The 14,779-nt window shown below is 59.4% G+C and carries 14 protein-coding genes; 8 read left to right on the forward strand and 6 right to left on the reverse strand.

The window, feature by feature from the left end; all coding sequences use genetic code 11:
- The gene (locus tag BST95_RS14140) at nucleotides 1-807 is read left to right on the forward strand and encodes an amidohydrolase family protein (protein ID WP_205737279.1); all 807 of its coding nucleotides are present in this window, start codon (nucleotides 1-3) and stop codon (nucleotides 805-807) included.
- On the opposite strand, the gene BST95_RS14145 is transcribed toward BST95_RS14140, so the two are convergent.
- Nucleotides 804-1,175 (reverse strand): VOC family protein, encoded by a 372-nt coding sequence (locus tag BST95_RS14145; RefSeq protein WP_066051302.1) that lies wholly within the window; start codon nucleotides 1,173-1,175, stop codon nucleotides 804-806. The genes BST95_RS14140 and BST95_RS14145 overlap by 4 nt on opposite strands.
- A gap of 101 nt (nucleotides 1,176-1,276) precedes the next feature.
- On the opposite strand from BST95_RS14145, the gene BST95_RS14150 reads away from it, so the two are divergent.
- From BST95_RS14150 to hisA, 4 genes are all read left to right on the forward strand, one after another.
- Nucleotides 1,277-2,698 carry an amidohydrolase gene (locus BST95_RS14150; RefSeq protein WP_084200238.1) on the forward strand — a complete coding sequence of 474 codons (1,422 nt, stop codon included), beginning with the start codon at nucleotides 1,277-1,279 and terminating at the stop codon, nucleotides 2,696-2,698.
- Nucleotides 2,695-3,285, forward strand: a complete 591-nt coding sequence (locus BST95_RS19965) for an amidohydrolase family protein (RefSeq protein ID WP_084200239.1) — start codon at nucleotides 2,695-2,697, stop codon at nucleotides 3,283-3,285. Before BST95_RS14150 ends, BST95_RS19965 begins: the two co-directional genes overlap by 4 nt.
- Before the next feature lie 101 nt (nucleotides 3,286-3,386).
- A complete protein-coding gene (locus tag BST95_RS14160; RefSeq protein WP_084200240.1) occupies nucleotides 3,387-3,962 on the forward strand; it encodes an amidohydrolase family protein in 576 nt (191 codons plus the stop codon).
- A 368-nt stretch (nucleotides 3,963-4,330) separates the two neighbouring features.
- Nucleotides 4,331-5,089, forward strand: a complete 759-nt coding sequence (gene hisA, locus BST95_RS14165; protein ID WP_084200241.1) for a phosphoribosylformimino-5-aminoimidazole carboxamide ribotide isomerase — start codon at nucleotides 4,331-4,333, stop codon at nucleotides 5,087-5,089.
- Between the two features lie 13 nt (nucleotides 5,090-5,102).
- On the opposite strand, the gene BST95_RS14170 is transcribed toward hisA, so the two are convergent.
- Nucleotides 5,103-7,091 (reverse strand): alkyl/aryl-sulfatase, encoded by a 1,989-nt coding sequence (locus tag BST95_RS14170; protein WP_084200242.1) that lies wholly within the window; start codon nucleotides 7,089-7,091, stop codon nucleotides 5,103-5,105.
- A gap of 11 nt (nucleotides 7,092-7,102) precedes the next feature.
- Nucleotides 7,103-7,702, reverse strand: a complete 600-nt coding sequence (locus BST95_RS14175) for a TetR/AcrR family transcriptional regulator (RefSeq protein ID WP_084200243.1) — start codon at nucleotides 7,700-7,702, stop codon at nucleotides 7,103-7,105.
- Between the two features lie 116 nt (nucleotides 7,703-7,818).
- Here BST95_RS14175 and BST95_RS14180 point away from each other — a divergent pair, with 116 nt between their 5' ends.
- The 3 genes from BST95_RS14180 to BST95_RS14190 all read left to right on the forward strand — a co-directional run bounded on the left by BST95_RS14180 (nucleotide 7,819) and on the right by BST95_RS14190 (nucleotide 11,324).
- Nucleotides 7,819-8,955 carry an aromatic ring-hydroxylating oxygenase subunit alpha gene (locus tag BST95_RS14180; RefSeq protein WP_084200244.1) on the forward strand — a complete coding sequence of 379 codons (1,137 nt, stop codon included), beginning with the start codon at nucleotides 7,819-7,821 and terminating at the stop codon, nucleotides 8,953-8,955.
- Between the two features lie 56 nt (nucleotides 8,956-9,011).
- Complete coding sequence (locus BST95_RS14185; protein ID WP_084200245.1) at nucleotides 9,012-9,845, forward strand: SDR family NAD(P)-dependent oxidoreductase; 834 nt, start codon at nucleotides 9,012-9,014, stop codon at nucleotides 9,843-9,845.
- Between the two features lie 159 nt (nucleotides 9,846-10,004).
- The gene (locus tag BST95_RS14190; protein WP_084200246.1) at nucleotides 10,005-11,324 is read left to right on the forward strand and encodes an MFS transporter; all 1,320 of its coding nucleotides are present in this window, start codon (nucleotides 10,005-10,007) and stop codon (nucleotides 11,322-11,324) included.
- A 4-nt stretch (nucleotides 11,325-11,328) separates the two neighbouring features.
- Here BST95_RS14190 and BST95_RS14195 read toward each other — a convergent pair whose 3' ends face one another.
- From BST95_RS14195 to BST95_RS14205, 3 genes are read right to left on the reverse strand one after another with little or no spacing between them, the layout of a single operon-like run.
- Nucleotides 11,329-12,228, reverse strand: coding sequence for a bile acid:sodium symporter family protein (locus BST95_RS14195; protein ID WP_084200247.1), 900 nt, complete (start codon nucleotides 12,226-12,228; stop codon nucleotides 11,329-11,331).
- Between the two features lie 20 nt (nucleotides 12,229-12,248).
- Nucleotides 12,249-13,394: an iron-containing alcohol dehydrogenase gene (locus BST95_RS14200; RefSeq protein WP_084200248.1), complete on the reverse strand. Its 1,146-nt coding sequence runs from the start codon at nucleotides 13,392-13,394 to the stop codon at nucleotides 12,249-12,251.
- Nucleotides 13,395-13,401: 7 nt separating this feature from the next.
- A complete protein-coding gene (locus tag BST95_RS14205) occupies nucleotides 13,402-14,772 on the reverse strand; it encodes an aldehyde dehydrogenase family protein (RefSeq protein WP_084200249.1) in 1,371 nt (456 codons plus the stop codon).
- Between the last annotated feature and the right edge of the window lie 7 nt (nucleotides 14,773-14,779).

Here is a 14,779-nt window from a genome sequence, read left to right on the forward strand (position 1 = left end):
GTGGCTGCCATTGATGTCTGGGCACAGCAACCCAACCCCCACTTCCTGTCCCAGCCTTACTTTGATTCGCTCAAACGCTGGACTGGCGAGGACCTGACCGACATTCCGCCGGAGTTCCTCATCGGCTGTATGGACAAGGCCGACGTGGGCCACGCGCTGCTGTCGGCGTGGTACGGTCCCCAGGGGCCGCTGATCTCCAACGAGCAGGTCCTGGAAATGATCCAGGCATACCCCGGCCGTTTCTCTGGCCTCGCCTCTGCAGATCTGCGCGACCCCGTCGCCGCCGTTACCACCCTGCGTAAGTATGTCACCGAGCACGGCTTCAAGGGTCTGCGTCTCATCCAGTGGTTGTGGGAACTGCCCTCCACCCACGCGCTCTACTATCCACTCCTGGCCGCCTGCGTGGAGCTCGACGTGCCCGTCTGCCTGCAGGTCGGGCACACCGGGCCGCTACTCAGCTCTGAATCAGGGCGTCCCGCTCACATCGAGCGAATGGCGCTGGATTTTCCGGACCTAAAGATTATCGGAGGCCACATCGGCTATCCGTGGCATGTCGAGATGATTGCTGTCGCGACGAAATTCCCCAACGTTTATATCGACACCTCTGCTTACGTTCCCAAACGCTATCCCCGGGAACTGGTGGAGTACATGCAGGGGCATGGCAAGCACAAGGTAATGTTCGGCACCAACTACCCGATGATTACACCCGACAGGGCCATGGCCCAGCTCGATCTGCTCGAGTTGAGTGATGATGTGCGCGACTTGTTTCTGGAAGGCAATGCCCGCCGCGTGTTTAATCTCGACTAGTGGCGATGTTGATCGAACAAAATAGGATTGCCATCCGGGTCATGCACCAGGAAAAATCCGGCACCGCCGTCTGACGTAACCACCTGATCGATCTGGACGCCCTGCGCTTGCAGATGTGCCTGCCACTCGCGCACATCCGTAAACGCAGGCGCATCCTGACCAGACTGATCCCAACCGGGGTTAAACGTCAGGGTATTCAATTCGAACATACCCTGGAACAAACCGATCACATGCTCACCGTGTTTAAGCATGAGAAAGTTGTGCTCGGCTGCGCCGCCAAACACCTCAAAACCCAGCTTTTCGTAAAACTCCCGTGAGGCCGCAAGATTCTTCACGGCCAGACTGATTGAGAAAGCGCCTGTATGCATAGGGTTCTCCCGTTGTGCTTATTCGCTGTTAGCAAGCATAGACCAAGCGCTGCCAAGCCACGCGGCTTTAGGCTATGCTAGTGCCGTCTTCTGCAAAGGAAATGCCTGTGAACAAACACATCTCGACGCTGGCCGCGCTGGGGGCCAGCGCGTTACTCACCCTTGCCGGCTGTTCATCTGACCAACCCGAGGAACAGACCGAAGCCTGGTCTCCCGAAAACCCCTTCCCGTCCACCTACCAGGTGCCGGACAGCCCACCGCTGCTGGTTCGCTCGGCGAGTGTTTATTCCGGCACCGGAGAGCAACTCGAGGGCGTGGACGTGCTGGTGCAGGACGGCAAGTTCGTCGCTATTGGCGAAGATCTCGACCCCCCCCGCGGCGCCACCGTCATTGACGCCGAAGGCAAATGGCTCACCCCGGGCTTGATCGACGTGCACAGCCACATGGGCGTCTATCCCTCTCCGGCAACGGACAACCACGCCGATGGCAACGAGATGACCGCCCCGGTGACTGCCCAGGTGTGGGCAGAACATTCCATCTGGCCGCAGGACCCACAGTGGGAAAAAGCTCTCGCCGGCGGCGTGACGACCGCTTTAATCCTGCCGGGCTCAGGCAACCTGATTGGCGGCCGCGGGGTCACAGTAAAGAACATCCGCTCAACGACCGTACAGGGGATGAAGTTCCCGGGCGCGCCCTACGCCCTGAAGATGGCCTGCGGCGAAAACCCCAAGCGGGTCTATGGCGAACGCAATCAACTGCCCTCTACCCGCATGGGTAACATGGCGGCGTTCCGCCAGGCCTGGGCCGAGGCCGCGGAATACAAAATCGAGTGGGACACTTACCATGCCGCACTTGAAAGTGGCGACAACTCGGCTGAGGCGCCAGAACGCGACCTGAAGCTCGACACGCTGATGGAGGTACTCAACGGCAATATCCGCATCCACAACCACTGCTACCGCGCGGACGAAATGGCACAGATGATGGATATGGCTCGCGAGTTCGACTACAAGATCACTGCCTTTCATCACGCCATCGAAGCTTACAAACTGGCACCGCAATTGGCGGACGCCGATATTTGTGCCGTGGTGTGGGCAGACTGGTGGGGCTTTAAGCAGGAGGCCTTTGATATGGTCAGGGAAAACCTGGCACTGCTGGAGAAAGCCGGGGCCTGCGCCATTATCCACTCTGATGACGCCTTCCAGGTACAGCGACTCAACCAGGAGGTAGCCAAGGCCTACTCCGCGGCACGACGCATGGGCATGGATATGACCCGCGGCGAAGCCATGCGCTGGCTCACGCTAAACGCCGCGACATCGCTGGGGCTGGCCGACCAGATCGGCTCTATCGAAGCCGGCAAAAATGCAGACCTGGTGCTGTGGACTGAGGACCCCTTCAGCGTCTACGCACTGGCCGAGAAGGTGTGGATCGATGGCGCGCTGACGTACGACCTTAACAACCCGTCGGTCGCGGGCACCAGCGATTTCAATATCGGCATTATCAACCCTGAGGAGAACCGCCCATGAATAACGCTATGCGCAACATACTGGCTCTGGCGGCACTCTCTCTCGCCAGCGCCGCGCACGCCGAAACCGTGCTTATCCAGAACACCACGGTCGACACCATGAGCGACGCCGGCCAACTCATCCAGACCGACGTGCTGGTCGTCGACGGCAGGGTTGCCGCCATAGGTCGCGACCTCGACAGCACTGATGCCCGGATCATAGACGGCACAGACAAGCGCCTCACCCCGGGGGTATTCAATGCGATGACGCAAATGGGGGTTGTCGAGATCGACGCCGTCCACGAAACCTACGATGCCACCGCCGAAGGCGTTGATTACTCCGCGTCGCTGGCCATCATCGACGCATTCAATCCCAACAGCACGGTTATTCCGCAGAACCGGATTCACGGATTAACCCGCGCCCTGGTGGCTCCCAGCGCCAGTGACACCCTGTTTGCAGGCCAGGTGTCTATCGTCAATCTCTCCGGCAAGTCCGGGGGCAGTATTGAGCAACAAAGTGTCGGCGTACTGGTGAACTACAACGAATATGCCAAGGGTGTAGCAGGTGGCTCACGAGCGGCAGCACTGGCCAGCATTCGCCGGCCCTGAACGACGCCCAGCACTTCGCTGACAAGCGCCGTCAATACGCCGCAGGCGAAGGCCGAGAACTCAGCCTTCCCGCTGATGATCTCGACGCGCTACTGCCGGTATTGCAGGGCGAAGAGTACCTGTTCGTCAAAGTGAGCCGGGCCAGCGACATTCTGAAAATTCTCGAGGTGGGTGAGAGCTACAACCTGCGCATGATTCTTGTCGGCGCGCAGGAGGGCTGGATGGTGGCTGACGCCATCGCCGAGGCAGGCACGCCGGTCATCATCGATCCCACAGAGAACCTCCCGGAGCAATTCCAGACGCTCGGTGCCAGGTTGGAAAACCCGGCGCTATTGCACGCCGCAGGTGTCGACATCATGTTTACCGGGATGGGCTGGCAGAACACCCACAACGCCTACCTGGTCACCCAGTGTGCGGGGGTGGCTGTTGCCCATGGCCTGCCTTATGAGGCAGCAATGGCGGCGCTTTTCAGTACGCCATCAACGGTATTCTCGCTGGACAACAGCGGCAGAATCGCGGCTGATATGCCCGCAGACATGGTGCTGTGGAGTGGCGACCCGCTGGAACTGGTGCGCGAGGCGGAACTGGTGTTTGTTGCGGGCGAACAGGTGCCGATGGTGAGCCGCTCTACCCGACTGCGAGACAAGTATCTGGCGAAGAACAGCGAACAGGATTAATACGGTGAGTTTGGGCAGGCCCTCCCTCCCTGGAAGGCCTGGTTTCCAAGACGCCAGACCTATCCGTGGAATAGCGGCTGGAACTGTGAGCAGCAAGCGCTGCGCGAACTAGAACGTACCGAAAAGACCGATGAGGGCCGCGCAGACGAAAAAGGCGCTGGCAATCCACACTTCGTCAATTTGCTCTGACCAGTTTGTCAGCTTGGACATGATGGCCTCCGGGCTGCGCGATACAATGGCGCTAGTTGTACCAAATCGAATGCACGCGGCCTATTACCGGCCATTACCGGTACGTTTTTTCGCTATGAGCGCTCAATAGCTTATAAGGAAACGCTATAATCAGTCCGGCATACCAATGGAACACAACCGTGACGCGATTTCGTCCCTGTATTGATCTTCATCAAGGCCAGGTGAAGCAGATTGTCGGCGGCAGCCTCAACGATGACGGCGCCGACACCAACTTTGTCAGCCAGCACGACGCAGCCCACTATGCCGGCCTGTACCGGGAGCAGAACCTCATGGGCGGGCATGTCATCGCACTGGGCCCGGGCAACCAGGAGCAGGCGCTGTTGGCGCTGGATACCTGGCCCGGCGGACTACAGTTTGGAGGTGGGGTCACCGCCGGAAATGCCGCGAGTTATCTCACTGCCGGCGCCTCTCATGTGATCGTCACCAGCTACCTGTTCGAGAACGGCCAACTTTCCCCTGCCCGACTCGATAACATTCTGCGTGAAACCGGCAGGCAGCATCTGGTGCTCGATCTCAGCTGTCGGCGCACAGACAGCGGCTGGCACATTGCCACCGACCGCTGGCAAACCGTCACAGACACCCCCGTGGACGCCGGCACACTGCGCGAGCTGGGCCAGTATTGCGATGAGTTTCTCGTGCATGCAGCGGATGTGGAAGGCCTGCAGGGCGGTATCGATGAAGAGCTGGTCACCCTGCTGGGCAAGCACTGCCCGGTGCCGGTGACCTATGCGGGAGGCGCCCGTAATCTCAGCGATCTGGAGCGCGTGCAAGCGCTGTCCGGCGGCAACGTCGATCTGACCATTGGTAGCGCGCTGGATATATTCGGCGGCAAAGGTATCACTCTCGACGAGTGCATTGCCTGGAACCAGCGCGCCTGAATGCCGCCCCGACTCAGGGCGTCACAATATTGAATTCGCCCTGGGGCTGCTCAAACATACCGAAGAAACTGGCGAGCGTGAGCGCATTGCCTTCCACGCTCAGTTCATCTGAGCGCAGCGTCTCCATTAATCCGACTTCCCCCATGAGCATGCGAATAAACATGCCGTGAGACACTTTCAAGACCACGTCGGGTTCATCCGCGGCATCCAGGCCTCGGTGATGCATCACCGAATTGCGAACGGTGAGCAGGTACGCCTCGTCGAGGTCCTCGAACACAATACCCACACGACGATCTACCCCGGCGGCCTTGTCAGGATCGAGACGCACCGACATAGTCTGGAAGAATTTCTCTACCGGGGTTTGCTCCAGCATATTCACCAACAGCGACAACTTGATCTGGGATTCCTGGGGAGCACCGAAACGCAGCTCGTAAGCAGCGCTGAGATAAACATCTCGCCAGGGCCCGGATTCAGCCACATATGCCAACTGATCATAGGTGCTTGCAAGTAATTGCATGGCTTGCTGATTGTCGGGCTCAGCGAACACCAGGTGATTGAGCAGCTCCGCGGCCCAGCGATAATCGCCCGCCTCAATGGATTTCTCTGCCTCGGCAATCACACCCTCGGCACCCCCGGCCAGCGCCACATAGCGGGCACTGGATTCTACCGGCGGCAAGGGGTTCAGGTTGGCGGGGTTGGCGTCATACCAGCCGAGGTAGGCCTGGTACACGGCCTTGCTGTTATGGGCCACAGTGCCGTAGTAATCGCGGTTCGCGTAGGCAGCGGTCAGCCCCTCCGGCAGCGCCAGTTCCTCTGCGATCTCTCGCGGCGTCATGCCGCCGTTAAACATGCGCACCGTCTGGTCGTGAATATACTTGTAGGTATCCCGCTGGGTTTCCAGATAGGCGACGATGGTCGGCCGATCCCATACTGGCCAGTGGTGGCTGGCAAAATAGACGTCACTGCCCTCAGACAATTCGATCATCTCATCGATATAGCCCGTCCACGCGAGCGCATCGCGCACCTTGGCCCCGCGCAGTGTGTACAGGTTGTGCAAATTGCGCGTCGCCACCTCGGCCCCGCAATAGGCTTTCAACTCAGGAATCGCAAACGTGAATTCCGCAGGTGCTTCTGAACCCGGCGCCGCCTGGAAAACAAACTCCAGGCCATCAAGCGTCAGCGTCTGGCCGGTGTGATCGATAATCTCAGTGGGCTCAGCGATACCCACGGTGCCGTAGGCCGGTGATTTGCCCAGGCCTGATCCGACATGCCCACGCGCTTCGCGGGGCAGGCGGCGTCCGTACATGAACGAGGCTCGACGGGACATGGCCACGCCGGCGATGATGTTTTCGCTGGTCGCCTCTTCCATAAACCCTTCTGGAGCGACCACCGGAATTCTGCCTGCCTGATAGTCATCCTCATCGATGACACCCCACACGCCGGCAAAGTGATCGATATGACTGTGGGTAAACAACACCGCGGTGACCGGCAAATCGCCCAGGTGCTGACGGGCAAATTCCAGCCCTGCAGCGGCGGTCTCTTCACTGGTCAATGGATCGACCACAATAAAGCCTTGATCGCCCTTGATGAGGGTCATGTTCGCCAGGTCAAAGCCACGAATCTGGTAAATGCGCTCGGTGACTTTGAACAGGCCGTGAATGTTGTTCAGCGTAGCCTGGCGCCAGAGACTGGGGTTCACACTGTCCGGTGCCGGACCCTCCATGAACGCATACTCATCGAGGTCCCAAACCACATCGCCCGCCGCAGTGGTAATCAGCGGATCAGACCGGGTCGCGATAAATCCGCGCTGCGCCGCCGCGAGATCGGCACCACCGTCATCGGGCAGTTCGGCGGCGATATCCCGGTTGATGTCCGCGGTATAGGCGCTGGGCGCGGTAAAGCCCGCGTCGGACTCTGCCGAGGTTTTCTGGGCCGTATCGGAGCCTGAACAACCCGATAGGAGAATGGCCGCAGCCACAGTGGTCAGGGAAATCTTGTTCAATGTTTTTTCCTTTAAGCGATGGCTTCAACGCGAGTGCGGATCAGCACCCGTAATTCATGTTCGTAGGCGCTGCGGGTTTGAGCGTAGCGCTGCGCACCAAAAGTCTGGGTTAACGTGGGGCCCGACACTGCAAAGTAATGCGCAGCCCCGAGGAGCTGGTACACCAGGGCCAACGCCCTGGCATCATCCAATTTACCCGCAGGGTCCAGCGCCTGGGCAGTCGCTACCAGCAACTCCAGATAGGATCGCAGATACCAGCTCCCCGCCTGGGCAGCCCGCTCCTCATTATCGAGCAACTCACGCATGATGAGCCTGGCGGCGTGGGGATTATCCATCTGATCCCGATACTGCGCCACTACCAGTGTTTCCAGCCGTTCCGCCGGCGCCAGGGATTTGACCAGAATGCTGTCGGTTACCTCCGACAGGTTCTCGGAGATATGCTGCAGCACCTGTCCGTACAACTTCTCCTTGTTGCCGAAATGGTGGAGCAACGCCTGCTTGGTCAGCCCGAGCTCGGTCGCAATGGCAGCAATACTGGCACCATAAAACCCGCGTTCGGCAAATAGCCGCTGCGCCGTCAGCAATAACTGTTCCCGGGTGGATTCACTCATTTCGTCATCCTGCGTTTATGTGGCGAGTCTAGCGCAGCGCTTGACGCCTTACCAGTTGGTAAGTAGCCTGCCCGCAAACTTACCGATCGGTAAATGAGCTCTATGAGGCCTCCACCATGGATCGCAGTGTCGAAATTGAATTGATCGACGATCTTCTCGGGTTACAGGCACAAACGCCGCCGTTTCTGGATGAGCAGTGGCACCGCGAAAGCCTGGAGCGGTACTACTCACCCGACATCTTCCGCCGTGAACAGGCGCAAATTTCTGCGCGCCTGCCCCAGATTATTGCCCACGGCTCCGCCCTCCCCGAGCCCAATGCCTATTTGACCACGGAGGTGGCAGGCCGCCCGGTGCTGCTGACGCGCAATGAAGACGGAGCGGTGCAGGCCTTTTTCAATGTCTGCCGCCACCGAAGCGCAAAAATGGTGCGCGAGCATGAAGGCTGTGAGCATCGCTTCCGCTGCCCGTATCACGGCTGGACCTGGAACAACATCGGCGACTTGATCGGTGTTCCCCATGAGAAGACTGGATTCCCGGGGCTGGATCGCAGTGAGTTTGGCCTGGTGCCACTGCCCTGTCAGGAGTATGCCGGCTGGATCTGGCTCTCACTGGACAGCGACTCGGGAATCGAGGTTGAGCATCATCTGGGAGACATTCGCCATGACCTGCTGGCCATGGATGCGGGCAGCCACAAGATCTTTGCCACAGAAACACGCGAGATCAAAGCCAACTGGAACATTCTGGTGGAGGGCGGCATAGAGGCCTATCACTTCCGAGTCGCCCATAAGAACAACATTGCGGACCTATTCCCCGACAACCTTTCCTCCTGCCACAGCTACGGGCCTCACCTGCGCTCGATACTGCCGCGCACCACCCTCGCCTCGCTGGCCGATCAGCCCCGCGAGCAATGGCGCCTGCGCGATCACGCCAACATTCTCTACAGCTTTTTCCCGGGCGCCCAATTCCTGGTGCAGTCAGATCATTTTGTGTGGATTCGTGGCATCCCGCTGGGCCCCGACCATACCCGGCTGGAACTTTCGACCCTGGTGCCCGGCAGTGAGAACACGCTCGCCAAGCAGGAGTACTGGCGCAAAAATCATGCGTTCACGGTGCTGACCCTGGATGAAGATTTCCAGTTGGCGGAAGACATTCAGTCGGGGCTGGCCAGTGGCGCCAACAGCCATCTCAACTTCGGCCGCTTTGAAGGTGCTCTGGATACATTCAATCGCATCGTAGATCAGGCGATCGCTTGAGAAGCGCTCCGGATTGTGCAGAATCAAATGACTTGATTCACTGACAGGAAGACACCATGACAGACATTGCGGGCAAGGTCGCCTGGATAACAGGCGCCTCATCAGGCATCGGCAAGGCAGTGGCAACCGTGCTGGCTGCCGAGGGCGCGCATATTATTCTCTCCGGGCGCCGGGAGGCTGCGCTCCAGGAAGTCGCCGCCTCACTGCCCACCCAGTCGCTGGTACTGCCCTTTGAGGTGACCGACTATGCGGCGCTGGCCGCCCATGTGGAGACGGCATGGGCCTGGCAGGGTCAGGTCGATATTCTGGTTAATAACGCCGGCGTGAGTCAGCGCAGCCTGGCCTTGCACACTGCGCCTGAGGTCTATCAGCAAATGATTAATATCGACCTGCTCGCCCCCATCTGGCTGACTCAGCTGCAACTGGAGCGGATGCGAGCCGCCGGTGGCGGCCACATCGTCGCCATCAGTTCGGTAGCGGGACGGCTGGGTACGCCGCTGCGAACGGCCTACTGTGCCGCCAAACACGGCCTCATTGGGTACATGGATGCACTGCGGACCGAGGTTGCAAACCTGCACAACATCCAGGTCACTAATATTCTGCCTGGCTCCGTCGCCACCGACGTCTCTCGCAACGCCATGACCGGCGACGGCTCCCAACGAGGCGTGTCAGACGACAACATCGACAACGGTGACGATCCCATGGATTGCGCCAGTGCGATTGCCGAGGCTATCCAGGCCAACACACCCGAACTGGTGTTCGCCAAAGGTATGGAACTGGAAGCCGCCAAATTGCGCCACAGTGACCCCGACAATACCTTTGCGCTCATGGGGCAGATTGGTGCCGATATCGCTGCCAAGGTAGAGGCCGGCGGTGACGCCACACACTAGGCACTGCAACGGTCTCATTTCCCTGCGCTGATTCAACCGGGCTGCGCCTGCACCAAAAGACAGATTGGGCTGGCTTTTTGGCGGCGCCCCCGCTAGCGTTTCCTACTGCGGCCTGCGCGGCCCTCACAATACTAATAACAGTCAAGGTAACAGCGCTGCATGAGTGAACTACAAACCCTGAAAGCCTCCATAGACCAGAACCCCATCAGTCGCCTCCAGGTGATAACCATCACCATCTGCGCAATCATCAATATGCTCGATGGTTTCGACGTATTGGTCATGTCGTTTACGGCCGCATCCATCAGCGAAGCCTGGGGGATTCCCCGGCCTGAACTGGGTGTACTGCTCAGTGCCGGACTCGCGGGCATGGCGCTCGGTTCGCTGTTTATTGCGCCCTATGGGGACAGGATCGGGCGGCGCGCGATCACCTTAGTGTGTCTGGGCGTGATCAGCGTTGGCATGATTGCCTCGGCTTACAGTCAGAACGTGACCCAACTGGCCGCGCTGCGGTTTCTCACTGGCCTGGGCATTGGCAGCATGATTGCCAGCCTGAATATTCTGGTCGCCGAATACAGCAATGCGCGGGCCCGCAGCTTTGCAGTCAGCGTGCTTCAGTCAGGCTATCCCGCCGGCGCTATTATCGGTGGTGTGATTTCCATTCCACTCATCAGCAACTATGGCTGGCAATCTGCGTTTTTGTTTGGCGGTTTTATGTCGCTACTGATGATTCCAATAACGCTATGGATACTGCCGGAGTCACTGGACTATCTCCTTACCAAGCAGCCCCGGGATGCGCTGCGTAAAGTCAACAAAGCACTGCTGCTTATGGGACGGGAACCCCTGCAGGCGCTGCCGGAACTTACCGCCGAGGACAACCGAAAACCCAGCGTAGCAAGCCTGTTTGGCGACGCCTCTACCCGCAATACGCTGGCGCTATGGACGGCCTATTTTATGCTGATGTTCAGCATGTATTTCACGTTCAGCTGGACACCCAAGTTGCTCACGGAGGCAGGCCTTTCTGCGTCGCAAGGGATTTCCGGCGGCCTGATAATTCAGGTGGGTGGCATCATCGGCTCCCTGATTCTCGGCGTTATCTCCGGCTATTTCGGCCTGGTGCGGCTGACGGCCATCTACCTGTTCGCCACATTCACCATGACAGTGGCCTTCGCTACGTTTTTACAGGCACCCCTCACCCTGCTCATGAGCGTGGCCTTCACGATGGGGTTCTTCCTGATCGGGTCCATGATTGGCCTGTACGCTATCGCGCCGCGGCTTTATCCAACGTTCAACCGCACCACGGCCATGGGCTGGGCCATTGGCGTGGGGCGTATCGGCGCCATTATCTCGCCGCTACTGGCAGGCTACCTGCTCGAGGCCGGCGTGGAAAAGTCAGACAGTTTCATCATTTTTGCGGTGCCGCTGCTGATTGCCGGTGTCGCTGTCATGCTGTTTCAGCTGCAGGAGCAGGCATCGGCGTAACCCTTCAGCCCTCCTCCGGCTTCGGGCCACGGGTGTAGAGCCTGATCAGAATCGGCGCAATCAGTAACTGCAGACCGCCGTAGAGCAGAACCGTAAACAGTACGGTGTCACCCAGTTGCGCGGTACTGGCCGCTGCCGCGGGGAACAGCGATGCCTTAATCATCACTCCAAGGTTGCTGTTGCGCACAATGACCTCGAACTCAACGGCGATGGCGTCACGCTTTTCCAGCCGCATCAGGCGCGGGACAGCGGCTCCCACGACCACCATCATCAGCATAAACAGGGCCACAAACCCTACGTTCGCCGCGCCAAAGGCCTCCAGGTCAAGCCTGCCGGCCGAGGTGGAACCAATGATAATGAGCACAATGCCGAGCAGAGAGGCGCGAATACACCACTTCGAGAACTGGGCCGCCGGTGCCGGATAGAGATAAAGCAGCAACATGCCCAGGCTCAATGGCAGTAACAGCGACAGCGCGATTTCCATCATGATCTGCCCGGTGGGCATGCTGAAATCCGGTGGCAGGCTGTCGCTGATGAGCAGCGACAGAATCAGCGGGGTACTCACCAGACAGGCCAGGGTACTCACTGCGGTCACGCAGATCGACAAGGCACTATTGCCGCGCGCAAAAAACGTAAAGATATTGGATGTGGTACCGCCGGGGATGGCTGCCACCAGCGCCAAACCGATCGCAAGACCGCCACTTATCCCCAGAAGCGTTAAAAACATATAGGCCATGACGGGAACCAGGAACAACTGGATCGCCACGCCAATGCTCACCGCCCGGGGAGCACGCAGAATATCGCCAAAGTCGCGCACGGTGAGCGTGGCGCCCATGCCCAGCATCGCCGTGACCAATTGAAATGTCGCGAACCAGTACTCGTACTGGACGTAAAGCTCACCCATGCGTAAACCTGCTTATTGCTCTAGAGGCAGGCCTCAATCAGGGCCCAGGTATTTTCCGCGGTCATGGTAACAGGATTTCCACCAGCACTGGGATCGCTCAATGCCGCTGCGACCAGCGCATCGATATCAGGATCAACCACGCCCATAGCCCTGAGGTTCTCCGGTATTCCCAATTGTTCGTTCAGGGCCAGAAGATAAGCGTGGAAACCGTCAAATCCACCGTCGATCTCAAGATAGGCAGCCAGGCGCTCTATCCCCAGCTCGATCATCGGCCGATTGAAGTTCAGCACAGCCGGCATGACAACGGCGTTGGTCGTGCCGTGATGGATGTTGTAAATCGCACCCAGCGGATGTGAGAGCGCATGGATAGCACCCAGCCCTTTCTGGAATGCGGTGGCACCCATTAACGCCGCAGACATCATGTGACCGCGAGCCTCGATATCGCTGCCGTCGGCATATACCCGCGATAGATTCTCCCTGACCAGCCGCATGCCCTCCACGGCAATGCCGTGACTCAGCGGATGGTAGTTGGGCGCACAGTAAGCTTCCAGACAGTGTGCGAAGGCATCCAGGCCGGTGCCGGCGGTAATCGCCGGCGGCATGCTGAGGGTGAGCTGCGGATCGCAGATCACCTGGGAAGGCAGGATCTGCGGATGGAAAATAATTTTCTTTTCGCTCGTCGCCGAATTGGACAGCACCCCTGCGCGCCCCACCTCTGCGCCGGTCCCGGCGGTGGTCGGTACTGCCACAATCGGCGCAATGCCGGCCGGGTCGGCCCGCGACCACCAATCGTCAACGTCCTCAAAGTCCCACACGGGGCGCTGCTGTCCGGCCATAAACGCCACCAGCTTGCCCAGGTCCAATCCGGAGCCTCCGCCCATGGCAATGACACCATCGTGTTCACCATCGCGGTAGGCTGCAAGACCCGATGCTAGGTTGTGCTCGTTGGGATTGGGGTCGACACCACTGAACAGTGCATCACCAAGGCCCGCTTCCGCCAGGATTTGGCGGGCTATCGCCACCATGGGGAGTTCAGCCAGGCCGCGGTCGGTCACCAGCAGCGGGCGCGCCATACCTGCCTCGCGACAGGCCTGTGCCAGTTCGCGGATCCGACCAGCGCCAAAGCGAATGGCAGTGGGATACGACCAGTTAGCCTGAGTACTCACAATTCGCTCAACACAACTTGAAGTGGCGCGACGCGGGGCGGGTCAGGTTCTGGTAGCCAATCACCGACAACCCTCCGCCGTGGCCGGTGTCCTTGCAACCGGTCCAGCACAAACCGGGATCCACGTAATCGCAGCGGTTCATAAACACCGTCCCGTAGTCCAGCTCTGCGGCGATACGTTCCGCGCGGGCCACATCCGCCGTCCACAGCGAGGCGGTTAAGCCAAAGTCAGAATCGTTCATTAATGCAATGGCTTCTTCCTCGCTGCTCACTTTCATGATGCCCACCACGGGTCCAAAGGACTCATCGCGCATCACCCGCATGCTGTGATTCACATCCACCAGAATCTGCGGCATCAGGTAGGCGCCGTTGTCGGCGGGAAACAGAGCTGGGTCAATCAGCGCCCGCGCGCCGTCGGCTATTGCCGCCACTGTCTGCGCGCGCACTTCATCGGCAAAGCGCACATGAGCCATTGGCCCCAGCGTGGTTGCCGTCTCCAGAGGATTGCCGAGCACATAGCCCTCGACAATGCTCACCGCTTTACGCACAAACGCATCGTCGTGTTCTTCACACACGTAGATCCGCTCGATACCACAACAGCATTGACCGGCATTAAACATGGCGCCGTCGATCAGCGTCTCTACCGCGGCATCAAGATCCGCATCTGGCATCACATAGCCTGGGTCCTTGCCACCCAGTTCCGTCCCCACCGGGGTAAACGTACCTGCAGCGGCCTCTTCCATCACCTTGCCGCCGGGCACCGAGCCGGTGAAGTTAACGAAGCCGAACACGCCCGAACCAATCAACGCCGACGTGGTGGCATGATCGAGCACCACGTGTTGAATGACGGTGTCGGGCACACCGGCCCGATGAAAGGCCTGCGCCAGACGATCGCCCACCGCCAGAGTCTGCGAGGCGTGCTTGAGCACCACGGTATTTCCCGCGATCAGTGCAGGAACAATGGTATTGATCGCGGTGAGGTACGGATAATTCCAGGGGGCCACTACCAGCACCACGCCCAGGGGCTTGCGATCAATCCGGCGACGGAAGCGATCGCTGTCCTCAACCTCGTGCGGTGCCAGGGCTTCAGCGGCAATACTGGCCATGTACTCACTGCGCTCGCGCACGCCGGCCAATTCACCGCCATAGCGCACCGGCCGGCCCATCTGCCACGCCAGTTCCGGCACTATCTCATCGCCAACGGCCTCCAGCTCTGCGACCGCCGCCAACACGAGGTCGATACGTTCCTGTAAGGGGCGACTCGCCCAGGGCTTCTGCGCCGCAGCGGCTGCATCCACTGCGCTGCGTGCAGCGGCCTCACTCAGGGGCTCTCGCTCGATATAGGTGGAGCCATCAATGGGTGATATACACTTGATCATTGTTACC

The organism is Halioglobus japonicus, from assembly GCF_001983995.1.
Taxonomy (GTDB): domain Bacteria; phylum Pseudomonadota; class Gammaproteobacteria; order Pseudomonadales; family Halieaceae; genus Halioglobus; species Halioglobus japonicus.

Bases quoted from the DNA above. Each gene is read 5' to 3' on its own strand.
- BST95_RS19965 (WP_084200239.1), top strand. From the start codon at position 2,695: ATGAATAACGCTATGCGCAACATACTGGCTCTGGCGGCACTCTCTCTC.
- BST95_RS14185 (WP_084200245.1), top strand. From the start codon at position 9,012: ATGACAGACATTGCGGGCAAGGTCGCCTGGATAACAGGCGCCTCATCA.
- BST95_RS14175 (WP_084200243.1), bottom strand. From the start codon at position 7,702: ATGAGTGAATCCACCCGGGAACAGTTATTGCTGACGGCGCAGCGGCTA.
- BST95_RS14195 (WP_084200247.1), bottom strand. From the start codon at position 12,228: ATGGGTGAGCTTTACGTCCAGTACGAGTACTGGTTCGCGACATTTCAA.
- BST95_RS14205 (WP_084200249.1), bottom strand. From the start codon at position 14,772: ATGATCAAGTGTATATCACCCATTGATGGCTCCACCTATATCGAGCGA.
- BST95_RS14145 (WP_066051302.1), bottom strand. From the start codon at position 1,175: ATGCATACAGGCGCTTTCTCAATCAGTCTGGCCGTGAAGAATCTTGCG.
- BST95_RS14180 (WP_084200244.1), top strand. From the start codon at position 7,819: ATGGATCGCAGTGTCGAAATTGAATTGATCGACGATCTTCTCGGGTTA.
- BST95_RS14190 (WP_084200246.1), top strand. From the start codon at position 10,005: ATGAGTGAACTACAAACCCTGAAAGCCTCCATAGACCAGAACCCCATC.
- BST95_RS14150 (WP_084200238.1), top strand. From the start codon at position 1,277: ATGCCTGTGAACAAACACATCTCGACGCTGGCCGCGCTGGGGGCCAGC.